This is a genomic window from Pseudomonas mandelii (genome assembly GCF_006438925.1).
Lineage (GTDB): Bacteria > Pseudomonadota > Gammaproteobacteria > Pseudomonadales > Pseudomonadaceae > Aquipseudomonas > Aquipseudomonas mandelii_C.
In genome coordinates this window covers 17872-36732 of sequence record NZ_RCZA01000007.1, presented here as the reverse complement: position 1 = coordinate 36732, position 18861 = coordinate 17872, and the positions used below count along the sequence as shown (strand labels likewise).

Annotated in this window: 17 protein-coding genes and 2 pseudogenes; 8 read left to right on the top strand and 11 right to left on the bottom strand. The window is 58.3% G+C overall.

Translation table 11 applies throughout. The features are described 5' to 3' along the window. Positions 1-74 precede the first annotated feature (74 nt). From EAH74_RS17005 to EAH74_RS16985, 5 genes are all read right to left on the bottom strand, one after another. Positions 75-899, bottom strand: coding sequence for a phage protease (locus tag EAH74_RS17005; protein WP_140679959.1), 825 nt, complete (start codon positions 897-899; stop codon positions 75-77). Between the two features lie 751 nt (positions 900-1650). Then, positions 1651-1959: a hypothetical protein gene (locus EAH74_RS33885; protein WP_123366410.1), complete on the bottom strand. Its 309-nt coding sequence runs from the start codon at positions 1957-1959 to the stop codon at positions 1651-1653. A 125-nt stretch (positions 1960-2084) separates the two neighbouring features. Continuing rightward, positions 2085-2303, bottom strand: a complete 219-nt coding sequence (locus EAH74_RS16995) for a hypothetical protein (protein ID WP_109636033.1) — start codon at positions 2301-2303, stop codon at positions 2085-2087. 320 nt (positions 2304-2623) lie between these two features. Continuing rightward, positions 2624-3112: a hypothetical protein gene (locus EAH74_RS16990; RefSeq protein ID WP_140679957.1), complete on the bottom strand. Its 489-nt coding sequence runs from the start codon at positions 3110-3112 to the stop codon at positions 2624-2626. 144 nt (positions 3113-3256) lie between these two features. Further along, the gene (locus EAH74_RS16985) at positions 3257-4612 is read right to left on the bottom strand and encodes a HEAT repeat domain-containing protein (RefSeq protein ID WP_140679956.1); all 1356 of its coding nucleotides are present in this window, start codon (positions 4610-4612) and stop codon (positions 3257-3259) included. Between the two features lie 592 nt (positions 4613-5204). Between EAH74_RS16985 and EAH74_RS16980 the strand changes: the two genes are divergently transcribed. Both EAH74_RS16980 and EAH74_RS16975 read left to right on the top strand, forming a co-directional pair. Beyond that, the gene (locus EAH74_RS16980) at positions 5205-5564 is read left to right on the top strand and encodes a DUF6124 family protein (RefSeq protein WP_140679954.1); all 360 of its coding nucleotides are present in this window, start codon (positions 5205-5207) and stop codon (positions 5562-5564) included. A gap of 206 nt (positions 5565-5770) precedes the next feature. Continuing rightward, positions 5771-5926, top strand: a pseudogene (locus EAH74_RS16975) (cysteine hydrolase); the annotation flags it as partial. A 298-nt stretch (positions 5927-6224) separates the two neighbouring features. On the opposite strand, the gene cls reads toward EAH74_RS16975, so the two are convergent. From cls to EAH74_RS16960, 3 genes are all read right to left on the bottom strand, one after another. Continuing rightward, entirely contained in the window at positions 6225-7520 is a 1296-nt protein-coding gene (cls, locus tag EAH74_RS16970) for a cardiolipin synthase (protein WP_240050524.1), read from the bottom strand. 193 nt (positions 7521-7713) lie between these two features. Then, positions 7714-8274, bottom strand: a complete 561-nt coding sequence (locus EAH74_RS16965) for a YSC84-related protein (protein ID WP_140679951.1) — start codon at positions 8272-8274, stop codon at positions 7714-7716. Positions 8275-8532: 258 nt separating this feature from the next. Next, positions 8533-9435: a LysR substrate-binding domain-containing protein gene (locus tag EAH74_RS16960; RefSeq protein ID WP_140679949.1), complete on the bottom strand. Its 903-nt coding sequence runs from the start codon at positions 9433-9435 to the stop codon at positions 8533-8535. Positions 9436-9541: 106 nt separating this feature from the next. On the opposite strand from EAH74_RS16960, the gene EAH74_RS16955 reads away from it, so the two are divergent. The 3 genes from EAH74_RS16955 (at position 9542) to solA (ending at position 13483) form a co-directional block, all read left to right on the top strand. Further along, a complete protein-coding gene (locus EAH74_RS16955; RefSeq protein ID WP_140679947.1) occupies positions 9542-10939 on the top strand; it encodes an MFS transporter in 1398 nt (465 codons plus the stop codon). Then, positions 10936-12210: a glucarate dehydratase family protein gene (locus EAH74_RS16950; protein ID WP_140679945.1), complete on the top strand. Its 1275-nt coding sequence runs from the start codon at positions 10936-10938 to the stop codon at positions 12208-12210. Before EAH74_RS16955 ends, EAH74_RS16950 begins: the two co-directional genes overlap by 4 nt. Positions 12211-12319: 109 nt before the next feature. Then, positions 12320-13483 carry an N-methyl-L-tryptophan oxidase gene (gene solA / locus EAH74_RS16945; RefSeq protein ID WP_140679943.1) on the top strand — a complete coding sequence of 388 codons (1164 nt, stop codon included), beginning with the start codon at positions 12320-12322 and terminating at the stop codon, positions 13481-13483. Between the two features lie 4 nt (positions 13484-13487). Here solA and EAH74_RS16940 read toward each other — a convergent pair whose 3' ends face one another. Both EAH74_RS16940 and EAH74_RS16935 read right to left on the bottom strand, forming a co-directional pair. After that, a complete protein-coding gene (locus EAH74_RS16940; protein ID WP_140679942.1) occupies positions 13488-13790 on the bottom strand; it encodes a DUF7693 family protein in 303 nt (100 codons plus the stop codon). A gap of 66 nt (positions 13791-13856) precedes the next feature. Continuing rightward, entirely contained in the window at positions 13857-14426 is a 570-nt protein-coding gene (locus EAH74_RS16935) for an acyl-CoA thioesterase (protein ID WP_140679940.1), read from the bottom strand. Between the two features lie 105 nt (positions 14427-14531). Here EAH74_RS16935 and EAH74_RS16930 point away from each other — a divergent pair, with 105 nt between their 5' ends. The 3 genes and pseudogenes from EAH74_RS16930 to EAH74_RS16920 all read left to right on the top strand — a co-directional run bounded on the left by EAH74_RS16930 (position 14532) and on the right by EAH74_RS16920 (position 17043). Continuing rightward, positions 14532-15497: a GlxA family transcriptional regulator gene (locus EAH74_RS16930; protein ID WP_140679939.1), complete on the top strand. Its 966-nt coding sequence runs from the start codon at positions 14532-14534 to the stop codon at positions 15495-15497. 38 nt (positions 15498-15535) lie between these two features. Beyond that, a complete protein-coding gene (locus tag EAH74_RS16925; RefSeq protein ID WP_140679937.1) occupies positions 15536-15925 on the top strand; it encodes a c-type cytochrome in 390 nt (129 codons plus the stop codon). Between the two features lie 97 nt (positions 15926-16022). After that, positions 16023-17043, top strand: a pseudogene (locus tag EAH74_RS16920) (sterol desaturase family protein). A 19-nt stretch (positions 17044-17062) separates the two neighbouring features. Here EAH74_RS16920 and EAH74_RS16915 read toward each other — a convergent pair. Continuing rightward, entirely contained in the window at positions 17063-18778 is a 1716-nt protein-coding gene (locus EAH74_RS16915; protein ID WP_140679935.1) for an amidase, read from the bottom strand. Positions 18779-18861: the final 83 nt, after the last annotated feature.

The following is an 18861-nucleotide window of genomic DNA, read 5'->3' as shown; positions in this document are numbered from 1 at the left end:
ACGCCGGCAAAAGAGCGCGACGCTTTGTCGATATCGGCAGGGCGCTGCAGACCCTTACTCACGGAGTTGATTTTTTACCGCTGGGTTGGCTGCACGTACGCCGCATCGGTGCTTTCCGAGACGCCAAAGGTTGACTTGCCATAGGCCAACAGGACGGCACCGCGTGGGTGGTTGAAGCGGTATTTACCGGCGACTTTGGCCTGCATCTGGCCCAGCGAGTTGTCGGTGCCGGCCAGCGGCGTGGCCTTGGAGCGGGGCCAGCCGGGGCTAACTTCGACCTGCAGCAAGTCGCCCAGGTCTTTGGGTTGGGTGAATGTGGCCATGGGCTGTTCTGGTTGGCGGGCGGTGTCGGCGAGGCTGTCGATGGCCCACGACGGGGCGACATGGTCGGCGGTGTCTTTGTTGAATTGGCTGATGAGCCATTCGCGGAAGCGGCGCCAGAGGTCGGCGCTGAGGTAGTGGCCGTGGTCGCTGAATTCGATGACGCCTTGTTCGTCGTCAGCGAGTTCGATGGGGCGTAGGCCTTTTACTGATGGCGGTTGGGCGCCGAGGAACCCGACGTGGCGCAGGTAGTAAACGCCGGGCACGGGGTTGTTGGCGGCGTCTGGGTGGTAGAAGGAGGCGGAGATTTTTTTGTAGCTGCCTTTGGCGATTTGTTCGGCGAAGGTGGCGTCGACTTGTTGGGGCTCGGCGATGAGGCCTTGAGTGGTGGCTGATAGGGATTTGATCCAGCCGGCGGCTGGGGCGTCGTGCTGAGGATGGCCGATGCCCATGGGGGCTTCGTGGAGCGATGGGTTGTAGGCGGCGACGGTGGCGGATAGGTCGGATTCGGTGAAGTTGAAGCTGGTGCCACACATTGCGGTGTGGGTGCCGGGTTTGAAGATGTGGAGGGGTTTCATGGTTGAGCGCTGCACTGGAGTAATGAGCAGAGCTTGGGCTTGAAGGTGGCTTGGGGCTTTTAATCGGGTTTAAAGGGTTTGGGTGGGAGTGCCAGGCGAGATTCGCGGCGGGTGTGATGGTTTTGATGAGCGAGATGAGATGGGAAGTGATGATGAGGAGAGCCAGTGGTGCGCAATGCGGCTGACTGGCTTTATAAAGCATTTACGTCGTATTGTTCGCTCAACCGTGAGCCGACACGCAGTGTACCGTTGCTTGTGCCTTCTAAGACGACTGTGTAAAGCCTTCGGGTCTGGTCTTGGTCTGAGCTATAGCTAACGGGGAGAGCCATTGGTTTCAGTGGTGGAAACTGGGCGATTACTGCTGGTTACAATGGACGGCTGTTGACCCGAAGCGGGCCGTGATGGAGGGCACGAGTCGGCCAATAGCTGCCAGTTGTATCCGGTAGCAACCGGCCAAAAGCAGGCATTAGACGCGTGTACGAACCCAGCGGCTATTCACTGCTCTAAATCCCGCTGTCTGCCGAAGACGTTCACGGCGCCAACGCCCTATTGCATCGGTCTCGCTGATCCCGTCTCGCACCACCCCGAAAGCATGTGAGGTCAGGGTACGGGGGTCGCCGGTGTTGATTCCGTACGTCGCACTATCCGGCCATCGACGTCCAGGCCTTCCCAAGGGCTGCCCTGGCTACAGGTAAACTCGAGGCGTAAAAAAGCCCGCGTTGAGCGGGCATCGGAAATCATCCGAACTAATTCAGGCACCTGATTCAGGGTCACTCGCAGGCATACCGCGAGCTTCCTTATCGTTTTCGTCCTGATCGTCCATCTGTGGGTCGGCGTCAGGGTTATCGACTCGACCGCTCTGTCCAGCTTCTGGATGCTCACTCGACACCGAGTTATTTGCATCCACGTCAGTCATGTCTTCGTCGACAGGAGCCTCGTCGTCTGGAGGCAGCGGAACTTCGGGCTCGTCCCTCTTGGGGTCATGGCCGGTTTCGTTGTCCGTCGTGCGCGTTTCGGGCTGCTGTGATTTGTTGCCAGGTGCGTTCTCGTCAATGTCCATGCTGAACCTCCGTACTGATGCGCGGGATGTCCGTGCTTGAACATGAGAAACGGCAAAGCGTTACAAGTGCAGCGCAGTGGACGAACGGAGAAGAAAAACCCGGCTCACTGGCCGGGCTTTCTCTCCTATCTCCTATCGTCAGAAAGCGGTGTCTGTTCATCCGCCTCTGGGGTAGTCCTCTCACCAGGATCCTTCCAGTCTTCTGGACGATCATCGCTTGGATTTTTCAACGGATCGTATTTGTTCGGATCGTCTGGATCTAGCGTCGGCTCATCTGAACCTGGCTCAGGCTTGGATGGAACAGAACCTTGTGTTTGGTTTTGAAAACTCGAATCGGTAGACATACCCACCTCACCAATGAGGTCCAGCTTTTCTGGGCCGTAATAGTTTGAATTTGGCAGGTGGAAAGTGTGCGACTGAGCAGATGAGCGGGCAGTAAAAAGCCCAGCGGGCGGCTGGGCTTTTGGAGTTGCACGGACTTGCCCCCCATCTGCATCACAACTGACCAGTCATTTGCAGCCGACTTGACCAGCGCACGTGGGAATGACGACCGGCAGAGAACGGCCAGAAGCAGCCACTCGGCTGGATCCTTTCGTTTGATTATCGGATGGGGTTTATCCCGTCCCCGGCGAGCGAAGCGAACGCTTGAACCGTAGATTCGGCTCTAGGAGTACACGGTGCCGGCCGGCATTTTTATGCCGCACAGTGCGCGGTAGCAAACACCATTTCCATATACCAAGCATTTATCCTGGGCTTGAGCTTTAAGTATTAACGCTCGCAACCTTTGGACAATCCGAACGGCTCGACGTCTGAATAACAGCGGTTTGATTGGCCGCTTTTCTTGCCTTGGGTGTTGGATTTCCCCGAGATACTCCTGCCAACTTGTTGGTTGCTGATAGAGCTGTGTTTCGAGATCGTTCAAAATTGCCAATGCGTCAGCTAGATCGTCAGTTCTCAAGCGGAACATTACATTCATTGATGTAATGCTTATCCGTGCATCTCTTTGTGCATATCGTTCAAAAGCAGGTGCTATAAGGGAAAAATATCCAAACGCATGAAAGCAGTCAGATCTGAAAACAATTCGGTCTTCTGGGTCTAGCGGCCATAAACGCTCTGTTTTTTTCGAGGTATATAAGCCGATAATATGATGCATGGTGACTGTACCTGACTACTGACATGCTTATGGGTGAAGGCTGGCTCACACTCCTGCGAGGACGCAGCGTAGCAGGTTCATGCCATCCATTGGCCACTGCTTCTGGCCGGAAGGTGCCGCTATGCTCTATGCCACACACGCCCATCATTTCGAGATTCGTGCGAAATTGGTGCTGCTGATAAGTCCTTCCGATGCCAGGCCTCGGAGCTGCTCAATCAGTTTCCCCCGCTCGGACCTGGACGTGACCGGATCGACAATTTGATATTGCTCTTCGCACCACAGGTTGACCTTTTTTGCCCAAAACACTTGTACAGTGGGCTCTGTAGTCAACCGTGCCAGCAGGTAAGCTACTTGTTGCCATTTCGGACGCAGTCGCATGAGGGCATGACGGCGCTTATCGGATAGCTCATGCCAATCCCTGTCCAGTTTGGCGTCCAGCCCGGTATGCAATGAAGCCCACGATTGTTTGTTCAGTTGGGCGACAGCTGCAAGAAATACGGTGTCCGATGGATCGTCGAGTGCCGCAAACAGCTCAACCGATTGTCCCTCGCTCAGTTGACCCATAGCGGCTTGTCGCACGGTGGGATAATTGGATCGTGCAGCTGCCATCAACCAGCGTTGTTCGAGTTCGACATCAAGCTCTGCTGCCAGCCCGAGGATACCCAGCCAACCGCGCTTTGCTTTGGGGAAGGCTTCCGTCAGTCGTCCTGCCAATATGGCCCGCGCATCAATATCGTGCTTCGGTGCTACCCAGCGCGCCAGACTGCGGATGGACCGCGAGTCATCCAGCAAGGCCGCGCACAACAACGGTTGTGGATTTTCCAGCAACGGCAGCAGGGCACGCATCACGCAGACTCGTACCTTCGCCCCTGGACGTGGAAGGGCTTCTCGTAGCAATTGCAGTGCTTGCGCATCTGGCAGCGCCTGGCAAGCAGCCACGCCCGCCACGCGTACAGTTAATTCTCGATGGGCCAGCGCGTCTCGCAGAAGCGTCTGTTTATCGATATCTTTTTCCAGCAACAATTTAAACAGGTAGCGTGCCGCGCTGCCTTGTCGCGCCAGGAAGTTTGCGTAGACATCAGAGTGAACCTCGGTCGCCTGAAGGGTGTTGCGCACTGCCCTCAGCGTAGGGCCGTGGTCTGCACGGTGACGCGAAGCCAGCGCCATGAGGGGTTCGAGCGCGAACAACAAGGCCTGAACATGGGAGGGCGATAGATAATGATTTAGACTTTCCGTTGCCAGATCGCGAATTTGTGGCACCCAATCGTTCAACCGCTCGATCAATGCTACTAATGCTTCGGGAGAGGGTTGGTCACGTAGCGCCCTGATGGCGACTTCGCGAATGAAGCCGTTGTAGTGGATAGTCAGCGCTATCCAGTCTCCACTCTCCTTTGCTTTGCCGAGCAGATGCGCAGCTTCGTCACGACGCTGAGCCGCCCATTGCGTGACGGGCGCCTGATGATTTTGCAGTCGAGCTAACCATTCCCGTATTACTACCACGCTTCAATCCTTTCGCAACATTTCCATCTGAGCCGAAATATACAGTAGATCGTGGTCACGGATAGCGGGGCGGCAGCTGTAGCATTCTGAGTGACTGCTTCTGGCCGGAATCAGACTGATTCAAGAGTTCACACTACCCACCACACCTGCGACGCTCAACCTTAAAAATATGTCGGATGCGTCCACGATTTTCTCAAGGTTTCACCTCGCGGAAGAAGCGTGCATCAGATTATTAAACATCTCCACAGGATGCTTGTTTAAGATCCATCAAGGTTACTTCCTGAAAGCCACAAGACCTTGCGCCGTTGCCTACGGCTGCGCCAGAATCCGCCGGCTTGTGCGCCTTGGGGTCACTCGGTAACTTGATTCGTGTCACTGCCCATCAGTGATCGGGTTTAGCAGCCCGTGAACAACCTAAGTCGTACGACGCTTCTATCAGTCAGGTTTTGCGCCTGCATTTTGATGGTAGCTGTACGCAGGGCGCCCTTGGGCGCGCCGGCTTCTTAGGTTTCCCGGTCTGCTAACCTGCGTGCAGCTGCCACCCTCTTCGTTTAGCAGCAGGAGGGTTGGCACACCATTAGGAACCTAAGATATGTTCAAGGTCACACCCAACCCACCGGACACCGATCCGGTTTCCCCGTACGAACCCGATTCAAAAAAACTCAACGAAGCCGCCGAGCGGGCTCTCAATTACCACTTCCCGTCGATTGCCGACATCAAAGCCACCCCGCGAACACGCAGCACCCTGTTTTACGTGGACCCAGAGGCCACGACCGAAACCCTGGCGGTTTTTCTGGTCGAAACCCTGGCCTCGGTTGATGTGATGGTCCACGAGTTGGCGGACCTCTTGGAGGGTTGCTCGCGCTATTCCCTGTTGGGCATTTCCAACAGCGTCATGGTGGCTGAAATCACGGCAAACCGATTGCTGGATAAAATTGAACCACCTGCGTAAGTGCGGTCTGCTGGGGTGAGTGGGTGACTGACGTTGGGTTGGGCAGTTTTTCCCTTTTGGGGGCCGCTGCGCGGCCCAGCGGAAGCACGCTCCCTCGCCACAGGTTTCTCGGTTGCCGTTGCTGACCGGTGATTGGTTTTGTGTCAGGCCTGGGATGTCGCGTCATCGTTCATCGCGAGCAAGCTCGCTCCCGCAGGTATTGCGGCGACTTCATGCCCGAGTACAAGCCCTACATCCTCGACGGCAAAACCATCATTGCTTCACCGCACATGGTTTATGGCCCGGAAACCAATGACCTGGCGCTGCAGCCGCGCAAGCACGGCGTGTCGCAAATCATATTGGCGGGCATGGCGGCGAACCTGTGGAGTTTCTAAAGGCCAAATAGGTCAAGCGCGACCAGGCTGTGCCTCGCGGTGCGGGGTACAGCCTTGTCAATACGAGACGCTCTTCGATTCTATGCAAACCCGAGAAACGACAGGATAACCACGACAATCACAACTACCCCGACGATGTAGATGATGTTGTTCATGAATTCCACCTCTCAACCTGAATGGATTGCGAAACGTGGCCGTTACAACCACAAGGTACTGCACCTTTACTGGCAATTCCATTGCGCAACACACCTGGCTCCGTTGCTCATTTGCAACCGCGCGACCCGACTTATAGCCAGTATCCCCACAGTCGCCCCATCTGCTCCTTGGCTCTCGAAGCGAGCGAGCGGCGCTGCCACTTTTCCAGCTTGATTTCCTTCGACTTGGCCAGGTCAGCCATGAATGCCGCCTGCATCTTTTTTCCAAATCCGGTGCCCAGCACAACGACGTTGACTTCATCGTTGTGCAGGAAACTGCGCCAGTCGAGGTTGGTGGAGCCGACAGTCGACCACACACCATCGATGACGGCAGTCTTGACGTGGAGTAGCGCATCACGGCGTTCGTAAAGCTTGACGTTGGCCTCCAGCAGTTCTCTGTAGTAGGCACGTCCGGCATGGAACACCAGCCATGAATCGGTGCTGCTGGGCAGCACCAGCTTGACGTCGACGCCACGTGCTGCCGCCTCCTTGAGTGCCGCCAACAACTGCGGATCGGGCACAAAGTAGGCGTTAGTCAGCCATATCTCGGTCTGCGCGCTATGCAGCGCCGAAATCAACGTCGCATAGATCTGGCTGAACGGCTCATCTGGCGAGCTACCGATGGCGCGAATCACTTCGGTGCCTTTGCGCTCCTGTGGCGGAAAGTAGTGGCGAGCCGCGAGTGGCTCACCTTTCTGGGTCGTCCAGGTTCCGATGAACAGCTTCTGCAGGTCCGCAACCACGGGCCCCTCGATGCGCAAGTCGGTATCTCGCCAGGGTAATTCACCCGTTGGACGAGTTTTCGAGTGAGCGCTGAACGAACCCCCCGAATAGACGCTGCTGATGTTGATCCCGCCGAGAAAGGCAATACGGCCGTCCACTATCAGCAGCTTTCGGTGGTCGCGCTGGTTCACGTCCCAACCCACTTTGGCCGTCGCCGGATTGACTGGGTTGTACTCCAGCACTTTGATGCCCGCGTCGGTCAATCGAGAGAAAAACGCTGAGGGTGTTCCAAGGGTTCCGATGCTGTCACGGATCAGATTGACCTGTACGCCTTTTTGTTGCTGAGCGATCAGTGCGGCGGAGAAACGCTGACCGACTTCATCATCGTCGAGGATGTAGGTCTCCATGTTGATGTGGTCGCGCGCAGCTTCAATGGCTTTGATCATCGACTGGTAGGTGCTGGGACCGTCCTGCAGCAAGTCGATCTTGTTTCCTTCCGTTAGCGGGCTACCGGCAACGGATTCTTCGATTGCGAGGTGCACATCGAAGATGTTGGTCTCTGCTCCGGTGGACTTGAGTCGGTCGAGAATGGCTTTGCTGCGCTCGGCTGACAGAGGTCCGTTTATCCCGTCGAGTTGCACTGGCGCAGAAGGAGCGCGAGCCATGTCGGGCACTATCCTCGGCAAAGCACTGGAGCCAATCACAAATGTCAGGAGCACAACCACGCCTAGCACCAGAGCGATACATGCACCCTTACATCGGGTTAGCAGATTCATCAGGGCCCCTCTTGGCGAGGACGGTGATAGCGCTCTGTCCGGGCGTCTTGCGGATTACGCAAGACGCCTTGATGGACGGGTTTCAGCGCTTGATCAGGGAAATCTTCGTGCCCTCGATGCTGACCCCGGCCATTAACCCTTGCTGGTCGAAGATGAACGCGTAGGCGTCGTCCTTGAGTGTCGAACTCGACAGGTTCTTCGCGACCCCTGCGTCAACCACGACAACGGTTGGCCCCACACCGACTTCCCAGCCCTTGGTCTCACGAACATAGTTCACGGCTTTGTCAGTCATCAGGAACAACGCATAACCGTACGATTGGGCGCCTGCCTGCAGCCCCCATGACCCGGTTACGGAGTTGTAATAACTATCCACTTTCGAGCCCTTCATCAGCACGCCTTCGCCATAGCTGCCACCAAACACAAGGCCGGCCTTGATGATTTTCGGGAAGACCAGCACCGCTTTGGCTTTCTGCGAAATGTCTTTGGCAACGGGTGAGGCCTTGTAAAGCGTTTGCAACGCTTGCTTGGAGTCGGCATTCAGGTCCTCGGCGGTTGCCGCACCTGCAGTGTTCAGGAGGCTCGCTGATGCCAATGAGGCTGTCGCGAGGAAGATCGATAGGAAGAAGCGCATTGACTGAGTCATTTTCGTACTCCGGTAAGGGAGCAGGGGATGGGAGCAGCAGTCAGCACCTGCACCAGACAGGATCCGAACCTACTGAACGTTATCCGGCGCACCCTGATGTGTGTGAATTGCAAAGCGTCGCTTTTGAATGAACCAGGCCCAAGGCCTTTGATCAGTCGCGATGCCATCAGTTGGTTGGACCACTGCGCAAGAGCCGGGTTCGTCGTCAGAGGCAAAGTGGTCGATGCCCCCCAAAGAAAACGCCAGGCAACGACAGACTCAAACGCCCCATCCCTCGCGCACGGCCCTTCGAATGCCTTCCAGCAACATCGCAAATGCCGGGTTGTCATTGTTCTCGCGCCAGATCAAATGCAGCTCGCTCTGCACACCTTCGCCCAAATCGATATCGCGAAACACCACGTTCTTGAATACCACGCTGGTGGCGCAGCGAGGCACCAGGGCCAGGCCCATTCCGGCGTTGACCAAGGCCAGGATGGTCAACGATGAACCGAGCCATTGCACGTATTCCGGAGCGACGCGGGCAGAGCGGAGCATGCCGGTCAGCAGTTCGTTGAACGGCGGGTAGGCGGCGTGGGAGTACATCAGGAACGGTTGCGTATCGAGGTCGTTGACCGAGACGGTTTCTGCGCTCGCCAGCCGATGATTGCTCGGCACCGCCAATACAAACGGTTCACGCACCAGGCATTCGGTGGCGTATCCAGGCTCCAGCAACGGCGCTCGAACGATGCCCAGATCGATACGCCGCGCACGCAGGGCTTCATGCTGCTGGTAGGTGTTCATCTCCGTCAGGTCGATTTTCACATGCGGCTGTTTGAGCCGTGCTTCGGCGATGACTTTGGGCAGGAATTCATACACTGCGCTGCCAACGAAACTGATGTTGACCGAGCCGATGTCGCCCTCGGCAAAACGGCGGGCGGTGACGGCGGCTTGCTGGGCGCGCTCCAGCAGGTTCTGCGCTTCGATGAAGAAGGCGCGGCCGGCGGCGGTCAGGGCGACGCTGCGGGTGGTGCGGGTGAACAGCTCGACGCCCAGGTGGTGTTCCAGCAGTTGAATCTGTCGACTGAGGGGCGGTTGAGTCATGTTCAACCGTTCGGCGGCACGGCGGAAATTCAGTTCAGTCGCCACGGTGGTGAAACAGCGCAGTTGGGTCAGTTCGAACATTGATCTAATTCCGGTATCAATCGAATGCCAAGTTAGATTAGACGGGATCAATACCTGCGTCCATCATCGGCCTGTCCCTAAAAAAACAATGATTGGGAGTTGCCCCTTGAATACCGTCCAGAGTCCGCCGGACCCGAATGTACTCGCCCGCGCAGCGGCCAAGGTGAAGCGCCATGTGTTGCCGCTGTTCGTGGTGATGTTCATCGTCAACTACATCGATCGGGTCAACATCGGCTTCGTGCGCAGCCACATGGAAACCGACCTTGGCATCGGCGCAGCCGCCTATGGCCTGGGTGCCGGGTTGTTCTTCATCGGTTACGCGATCTTCGAAGTTCCCTCCAACATGCTGCTGCAACGCTACGGCGCTCGCGCCTGGCTGACGCGCATCATGTTCACCTGGGGCGCGGCAGCAATGGCCATGGCGTTTGTGCGCGGTGAAACCAGCTTCTATGTCCTGCGTTTTGTTCTCGGTGCAGCCGAAGCGGGGTTCTTTCCCGGCATCATTTACTACTTCACCCAATGGCTGCCGTCGACCGAGCGCGGCAAGGCCATGGCGATTTTCCTCAGCGGTTCGGCCATTGCCTCGGTAATCTCCGGTCCCGTCTCCGGCGCGCTGTTGAATGTCAGCGGTTTCAGCCTGCATGGCTGGCAGTGGATGTTCCTGATTGAAGGCTTTGCCTCGATCGTGCTCTGTGGATTTGTGTGGTTCTGGCTGCAATCCCATCCCCGCGAGGCGAAATGGCTGAGCGCCGAAGAAAAGGACGCACTGGTTGACGCCATCGCCCTGGAACAACAGGCCCGCGAAGCCACACAGACCGTCAAGCCGTCGATGTTCAAGCTGCTGGCCGACAAGCAAATCGCACTGTTCTGCTTCATCTACTTTTCCATCGCCCTGACCATCTACGGCGCCACGTTCTGGCTGCCGAGCATGATCAAGAAAATGGGCAACCTCGGCGACTTCCAGGTGGGCCTGTTCAACTCGATTCCGTGGACCATTTCGATCATCGCGATGTATGGCTTCGCCGCCATGGCCAGCAAATGGAAACACCAGCAAGCCTGGGTGGCCTTGACCCTGGTGATCGCCGCGTTCGGCATGTTCATGTCCACCACCGGCGGGCCGATTTTCGCTTTCGTCGCCATCTGCTTTGCCGCCATTGGTTTCAAGGCCGCCTCGGCATTGTTCTGGCCGATTCCGCAAGGCTATCTGGACGCTCGCATCGCCGCCGCCGTGATCGCCTTGATCAATTCCATCGGCAACCTCGGTGGTTTCGTCGCCCCGACGGCGTTCGGTTTCCTGGAGCAAAAAACCGGCTCCATCGAAGGCGGCCTCTACGGTTTGGCGGCCACGTCACTGGTCGCGGCCGTGGTGATCTTTTTCGCCCGCACGGCACCGCGTGGCGATGCGCTTCGGGCGCTGACCGGCAATCCTGCCGCCGACGCGGCACCACAAAAATCTATAAGTCACCCAGCTTTGAAACCTGATCCAAAGGGAGCAGCCTCTTGAAAATCAAACGAGTCACCGTCACCCCAATCGCCTTCCGTGATCCGCCGCTGCTCAACGCCAGTGGTATTCACGAACCCTTTGCGCTGCGCTCGATCATCGAGATTGAAAGCGACAACGGCTACATTGGCCTGGGTGAAAGCTACGGCGACGCCCCGGCACTGTTGATCCAGCAGCAACTGCAAGACCAGTTGATCGGCCTCGACCCGTTCAACCTCAATCAACTGCGCCGCATCGTGCAGGCCACTGTGGCGGCGAACAAACCGGCGAGCATTGCCGGTGCGGAACTGGCGCCCGGCTCCCATGCCAGCAAAGCAGTGAGCAACGCGTATTCGGCGTTCGAAGTGGCGTTCCTGGATTTGCAGGCGCACTCGTTGAACGTGCCGTTGGTGGACTTGCTGGGCGGTGCGATTCGCGACGAGATTCCGTTCAGCGCCTACCTGTTCTTCAAGTACGCCCAGCACGTCGACTCACCCTACAAACCCGACAGTTGGGGCGAAGCGCTAAACGAAGAACAGATCGTCGCCCAGGCCCGACGCATGATCGAGGCCAACGGTTTCAAGAGCATCAAGCTCAAGGCCGGCACGCTGCCACCGGAGCACGAAGTGTCGTGCATCAAGGCGCTGAAAAAGGCTTTCCCCGGTTACCCGTTGCGCATCGACCCGAACGGCAACTGGTCGCTGGAAACCTCGATCCGCATGGCCGAACTGCTGGGCGATGACCTGCAATATTACGAAGACCCGACGCCGGGCCTGGACGGCATGTCCGAACTGCACAAACGCACCGGCCTGCCGCTGGCGACCAACATGGTGGTCACCGACTTCGATGAGTTCCGCCGCAGCGTGGCGTTGAACAGCGTGCAGATCGTCCTCGCCGACCACCACTACTGGGGCGGCCTGCGCGACACCCAGGCGCTGGCGAAAATGTGCGACACCTTCGGTCTTGGCGTCTCGATGCATTCCAACTCGCACTTGGGCATCAGCCTGATGGCGATGGCGCATGTCGCCGCCGCAGTGCCCAATCTGGATTACGCCTGCGACACGCATTACCCGTGGCAGGAACCGGATGAAGAAGTGATCAAGGGCGGCAAAATACCCATCGTCGATGGCTGCGTGAAAATCACCCGTGCGCCCGGGTTGGGCCTGGAACTGGATCACGATCAACTGGGCAAGCTGCATGACCAGTACCTGACGTGCGGCATTCGTCAGCGCGATGACGTGAAACAGATGCAGCATTACAAGCCGGAGTGGAAGGCGGTCAAACCGCGGTTTTGATCACCTGAGCTGTGCCTCCGGGAATACAGAAAAACCCTGGCAACCCAAAGGAGCGATCCGTGGCCTATGCTGGTGGCTTTTCAACGAGTCGGTTTCGACGGGGGCATAGATGGATCTTCGGTGTGAAGTAGCGGTTCTCGGCATGGGCGCGATGGGGGCCGCCACCCTGTATCAACTGGCGAAATCCGGCGTCAAGGTAATTGGCGTCGACCGCCACCATCCTCCCCACGATCAAGGTTCAAGCCATGGCGATACGCGCATCACCCGGCTTTCGGTAGGGGAAGGCGCCGAGTATCTGCCCATCGTCCGTAACGCTCATCGAATCTGGCGCGAGCTCGAAGCGCTGTCCGGTGAGTCATTGTTCGAGCAGTGTGGCGTGCTGGTCATGACCTCCAGCCCCGCGTATGACGTTGACGATGAAAGTGACTTCACCCACCGCACCCTTCATCTCGCGAACACCTATGACATCGAGCACGAGGTGTTGTCGGCCCAACAGATTCGTCAGAGATTTCCGCAGTTTTCACCGGTGCTGGACACGGCAGTCGGCTATTTCGAACCGGGGGGCGGTTATGTCCGGCCCGAACGCTGCATCGCGGTACAGCTCAAGCTCGCCGAGGAACTGGGCGCGACGCTGCTGAAGGGCGAAACCGTCATGCAAATCACCTCGGACGAGCAGGGCGTCACCGTCATTACCGATCAGCGAACCATCCTCGCCGACAAGGTGGTGATCAGCGCCGGCATGTGGTCCAAGGGTTTGCTCGGCGAGCCTTTCGACCGGCTGTTGAGGGTGTGTCGTCAGAAGCTGTTCTGGTTCGAGCTGGAGGAGAACGCCCGATTCGCACCGGTGTCACCGACCTTTATTTATTCTCACGGGCCGGGCGATGAAGACTCTGTCTATGGGTTTCCGCCGTTGCCCGGCGAAGGCAGCCTGAAGGTCGGCACCGAGCAATACAGCGAAGAGTCTTCACCCGACACGCTGGACAGAACCGTCAGCGACGCCGAAGCACGCGAGATGTTCGACACCCATGTGCGCGGCAAGATGGCGGGCGTCAGCTCGCGGGTCGCCAAGTCGGCGGTGTGTGCTTACACCGTCACACCGGACGGCAATTTCATCATCGACGAGCACCCGACACTGAAAAATACCCTGGTGGTGTCCGCCTGTTCGGGGCATGGCTTCAAGCATTCCGCTGCGCTGGGCGAGGCGCTGGCGCAGTGGTGCGTGCGGGGCAGCAGTGATCTGGATTTGTCGGCGTTTTCGTTGAAGCGGTTTTAGGGCGTTATTGAGTGAGAGCAGTGCTCAGGCGCTCGATCTGCGCCAGCTCCCAGGTGCTGAGCAAACTGACCGGGTCGGTGCCGTAACGTTGCCAACTGTCGAACTCACCCTCGCGGCCGTCCGGGCTCTGGCACCGTTGGCAGTGGCGCAGGTGATTGCCGTCGAAGTCGAGGGTCAGACGCCAGCCCTCGATTTCGACCTGTACCTGGCCCGGCTCGGATTGTTCGTCGAGGCGCTTCAGAAGCCGAACTTCCAGCGCGGCGTCGCGCAATTGCTGGTAAACCTCGCGGGCGGTCAGGGGTAGCACAGGTGTCTCCGGTGAAATCGTGGCAAGCGTAGATTCGGGGTGCACAGGATAGCGGGAGCGTCGAGTTTATTCGACGGTCTGCGGACGCCGTGCAGGCTGACCTTCTTCCTCTCGAAGCTCACGGCTCATGTCGTTGCAGCTTTGCGACCAGTCTGTCAGCCACGTCGGCATCGGCGGCGATTGTTCTGCCAAGCTCAGCTCCCGGGCGTACTCGCCAGGTGCAACCGTGCCTTTGGCAGAGCGGAACAGACCCCGCATCACCACGACGCCGACCACGCGTCCCTTGCTCACGAAGCGGTGCTCCATAAAGCTCCACTTGTCGTCCCAGCCGAGCATCCTGGTGTGAATCTCGAACGCTTCGAACAGTTTCAGCTCACGCCGGAACTTGCCCCAGGTGTCCCCGACGATAGGCACGGCCTTATTGCGTAGCGCCACCCGGAATGCACCGCTGCGCAACACGTAGTCCATGCGTCCTATATCGGCCAGGGTGAAATACCGGCCATTGGTAACGTGTCGGTTGAGGTCGAGATCAAGCGGCCAGACGCGCATGTGGACGATGGTGGTGGCCAAGGCGTCAACCGGCTTGCGCCACGGACGACGGAACAGCATGAAGAAAAGTCGGAACCAGAGATTCATAAGTACGCCGATGATTGAATGACGCGTGCACTTTAGGGAGGAAGGATCGGGTAAGGTAGGTGCGCAAATGACTTTTTTCATGCGAAAAGCGCAACAGGATCATTTATGCACGTCACGCTTTTACTGGCGGATCAATGTTCCGCCGCCAGCGCCACGATGGCCCTGGAAGTGCTCAGCGCCGCCAACCTGTTCGCAGACACTGCCGGCGCGCCTTTTGAGGTGGTCATCGCCTCGCTTGAGGGTGGGGATGTCGCCGCGTGGGGAGGGCAGACGCTGCGCGTGGACCTGTCCACCGTCGACATCCCGCGAACCGACCTGGTGTTGATCCCCGGATTCCTCTTCACCCTGAAGGACGCCTTGCCGGCCTTTTCAGCTTATGGACCATGGCTGCGTCAACAGCATGCGCAGGGTGCCGTGGTGGCGTCGATGTGCACGGCGGCATTTATGCTGGCCGAAACGGGCCTGCTGGAGGGCGTTCGTGCCACCACGCACTGGGCCTTTGCAGATTTCTTTCGTCGTCGGTATGCCGAGGTCTGCCTGGAGGAGACGCAGATCCTCTGCGAGGACAATCGCGTGATCACTTGCGGGGGCGCGAGTGCCGCCATGGATCTTTTACTCCACCTCGTGCGCCGGTTCGCTTCGCTGGAACTGGCGCAAAAGTGCGGCAAATACTTGCTGGTCGACGCTGTGCGCAGCGAGCAATCGGTGTATGTCATGTGCTCATTACCGAAGAACCATGGGGATGGCGACATCCTGCGGGTTCAACACTGGCTGGAGGAACACTTCGAACAGCCGCTGCTGATTGATGACGTCGCCCAGCGATTCGGGTTCGGCGTCAGGAACTTCAAACGGCGTTTCAAGGAGGCCACCGGTTACACGCCCATTACCTACCTGCAAACCCTGCGTCTGGAGAAGGCCAAACAGCTTCTTGAATCCACCCGCATGACACTCGACAGCATCACTTACGCCGTGGGCTACGAAGACGGCAATTCGTTCCGTAGACTGTTCCGCCAGCGAGTGGGTTTGCTGCCAGCGGCGTACAGGAAGAAATTTCAAGCGGGTGCGAGTTGATTCACTGGCGCCAAGCCACAGATGATTGGGAGCAGAACATGCAGAAAGCCGCCGTACTCACCTTCACCCTGATGCTCAATGCAGGATTATTCAGCACGCAAGCACAGGCAGCCGGCGATGCTGAAGCGGGTGCGACACTGTTCAAGCGGATATGCGGCGGCTGCCATCAGGTCGGAGAGTCGGCACGCGGTTCATTCGGGCCGCAGCTCAATGGCATTTTTGGACGCCCTTCGGGCAGCACCACGGATTACCAATATTCCGATGCGATGAAATCAGCCGGTATCGTCTGGACCCGCGAAACACTGACCGCGTACCTCGAAGCTCCAAAAGAAGTAGTACCTGGTACTCGCATGATTTTCTGGGGCCTCAGCGATCCGGAAAAGATCGAAAACCTGTTGGCGTACCTTCAGACATTTCAGCCGCAATAGGACTTTGTGACGTTCCAAAGGCAATCGTTCGACTCGGAACACCCGCTGATTACGATCTGAATTACAATCCCCTCCCTTTGACGGAGGGGAGCCGTTAATGGATGTTCTCGCGCTTCTATATGACGGCCTGATGAAGTGGGTGATCGAGCCAGTCACGGATCAGGTTCTTGGCATTTTCGATCTGAACGGCCGCTTCAGCATCGTGTTTCTCTGCGTGTCCTACAGCATCGCCTACGGCCTTTACCGCTTCAGAACATATCGCGGGCTGACCGACGCACGTTCTTTCTGGCAGTTCATCGGCGGACACCGGGTTCATTTTCATCCCTCGGCGTTGCTGGATTACCGGTACTACTTCGTGCGGGCCATCCTGAAGGTCGCACTGGTGCTGCCCATTGTTGGCCTGGTCGATCCGTACGTCCTGCGTTCCGGCGACTACATCTCGTTTTTCAACAATCTTTGGGGCGCGCGCGCAGGTGGGGGAGAACCTCTCACTTTCCTTGCTCTACGGGATGGGCGTGTTTCTGGTGCAAGACTTCATCCATTACTGGGGCCATCGCGCCTTTCATTCCCGGTATCTGTGGGCGTTCCACAAAGTCCATCATTCCGCGCCCGTCCTGGTGCCGGCGACGGCAAGCCGGATTCACTTTGTGGAAAAAATGCTCGAAAAACTGACTGACACCGTCTTCCTCGGCGCTTTTGCCGGTGTCTTCTGGTACGCCTGTGGCGGGGAGATCAGCCGGTACACCTTGTTCGGCGTGACGTATATGGTCTTGATCCTCAATGCCTTGGCGGCCAATTTGCGTCACAGCCATGTCTGGTTTTCTTTCGGGCCCGTGGTCGAGCATGTGCTGAACAGCCCGGCGCAGCACCAGATTCACCACAGTGACGCGCCCCGACACTTCAACAAGAACTTCGGTATCAACCTGTCACTCTGGGACTGGATGTTCGGTACGCTCTACGTCACACACTCGACGCCCGAGCCTATTCAGTTTGGCACCGGCAAACAGGACCACGACCGTTACCTGACGCTCTATAGCCTGATCGTCACGCCCTTTGTGGACATCGCCCGCAAGATTCCCGTCAGACGTTCAACCACTGGACGGGATTGGAGCGTGTAAAGCCCCAATCCCGCTCTTTCTATTGTTTGCCAACCGGCAAGGATGGGGTTCGAGGCGGGATCAATCGTTTTGACCCGATCGACTCGAACGCTGAAGCCAGGCGCAGCAGCGTCGAATCGTCATAGGCACGACCGGCAAATGTCAGCCCGACGGGCATGCCGATGTCCGGCATGACGCCCATCGGCACCGTGACTGTGGGAACGCCCAGGTGCCGGATGGCGAGGTTGCCGTTGGCGACCCAGATGCCGTTGCTCCACGCGATATCCGCAGACCTCGGATCGACATCGGCATTCGCCGGCCCCACGTCGGCAACCGTCGGGAACAGCACCGCATCGAGCCCCAACCGATCCATCCAGTCCTCAAGATCGATTCGACGCGTCTGTTCAAGTCCGCGCAGTCCGTCAGGAACGGTGGTGATCTGGTCCCACGGGGTAATGCCGCGCTCGGCCATCTTCACGTACTCGTCCATGCCCGCGGCAAGGTCGTCCTCCCGGTTGGGGAGAGTGCCCGGGTCGTGGGGGAAAATCAGCGGTCCGTCGACATCGGCCAGGCAGTTCAACTTGGGATCGCCATTGGCCCGCAGAAAATCATCGAACGCCCAGGCCGACAGGTCCCACAACTCATGATGCAGGAACTCTTTGGACACCAGGCCCCGCGTAAATACGGTCGGCGCACCAGGGCGATCACCTTCGCAATTGGAGACCAGCGGGAAATCGACTTCGATCACTTCCGCACCGGCAGCTTCGAGTGCCTTGCGCGCCTCTGCCCAGAGCCCGATCACGGAAGGGCGGGTGACGATTCGCTGCCCCGTCGGACCACCGATGCCAGGCGCATCGCTCGTGCCGGCATCCGGATCCGCGTTGATGTACATGCGCGGAACGCCAAAGCGTTTTCCAGCCAGTGCATCGGACTTCACCGCCAACTCGGCATAGGAAGCGGGGCGCACCGAAGCGACGCTCGGAATCGGCACCCAGGGTTGCATCCGCCACAGATCGCCACGGGTGTCGGGATCATCCGCCACCACCACGTCGAGCACTTCGAGCAGGTCGGCCATGGTTCTGGCAAACGGCACGACAACGTCCATCGTCGGCGTCAACGGCCAGTTGCCGCGCACCGAGATTACCCCGCGCGAAGGTGTATAGGCACACAAACCATTGTTCGATGCAGGGCCGCGTCCGCTCGACCAGGTTTCTTCCGCGAGGCCGAATGCCGCGAAGCTGGCGGCAGTTGCCGTACCGGCGCCGTTCGATGAACCCGAGGCGAAGGGGGCGGTGAGATAGTCAGCGTTGTACGGGCTCTCCGCCCGGCCGTAGACCCCGCGCTGCATGCCGCCGTTTGCCATGGGCGGCATGTTGGTTTTGCCCAGGCAGATCGCGCCAGCAGCGCGAAGCCGTTCGATCGTGAACGCATCGCGATAAGCGATCAGGTTCGCGAAGGCGGGACTGCCAGAGGCAGCGGTGAGCCCCTTTACCAGGTAACTGTCCTTGGCCGTATAGGGAATGCCATCGAGCGGACCCAGCGTCTCGCCCTTGGCCCGACGGGCATCGGACGCCTGCGCCTCGTCGAGCGCCTCGGGGTTTCGAACCACCACCGCGTTGAGGGCGGTCGGCGTGTCGGGTCCGTCGTAGGCATCGATCCTGGCGAGATAGGCCTGGACCAGCTCAACCGCAGTGGTTCGACCAGATTCGAGCGCAGCACGCAGTTCGGCAATGGAAACTTCGGTGACCTCGATCATGCTGTTACCACCGTCTGCTGATGGGCGACGCGATGAATGTTTCCATCACGCTGAATGTTGGGCTCAGGGACATCATTAATCTC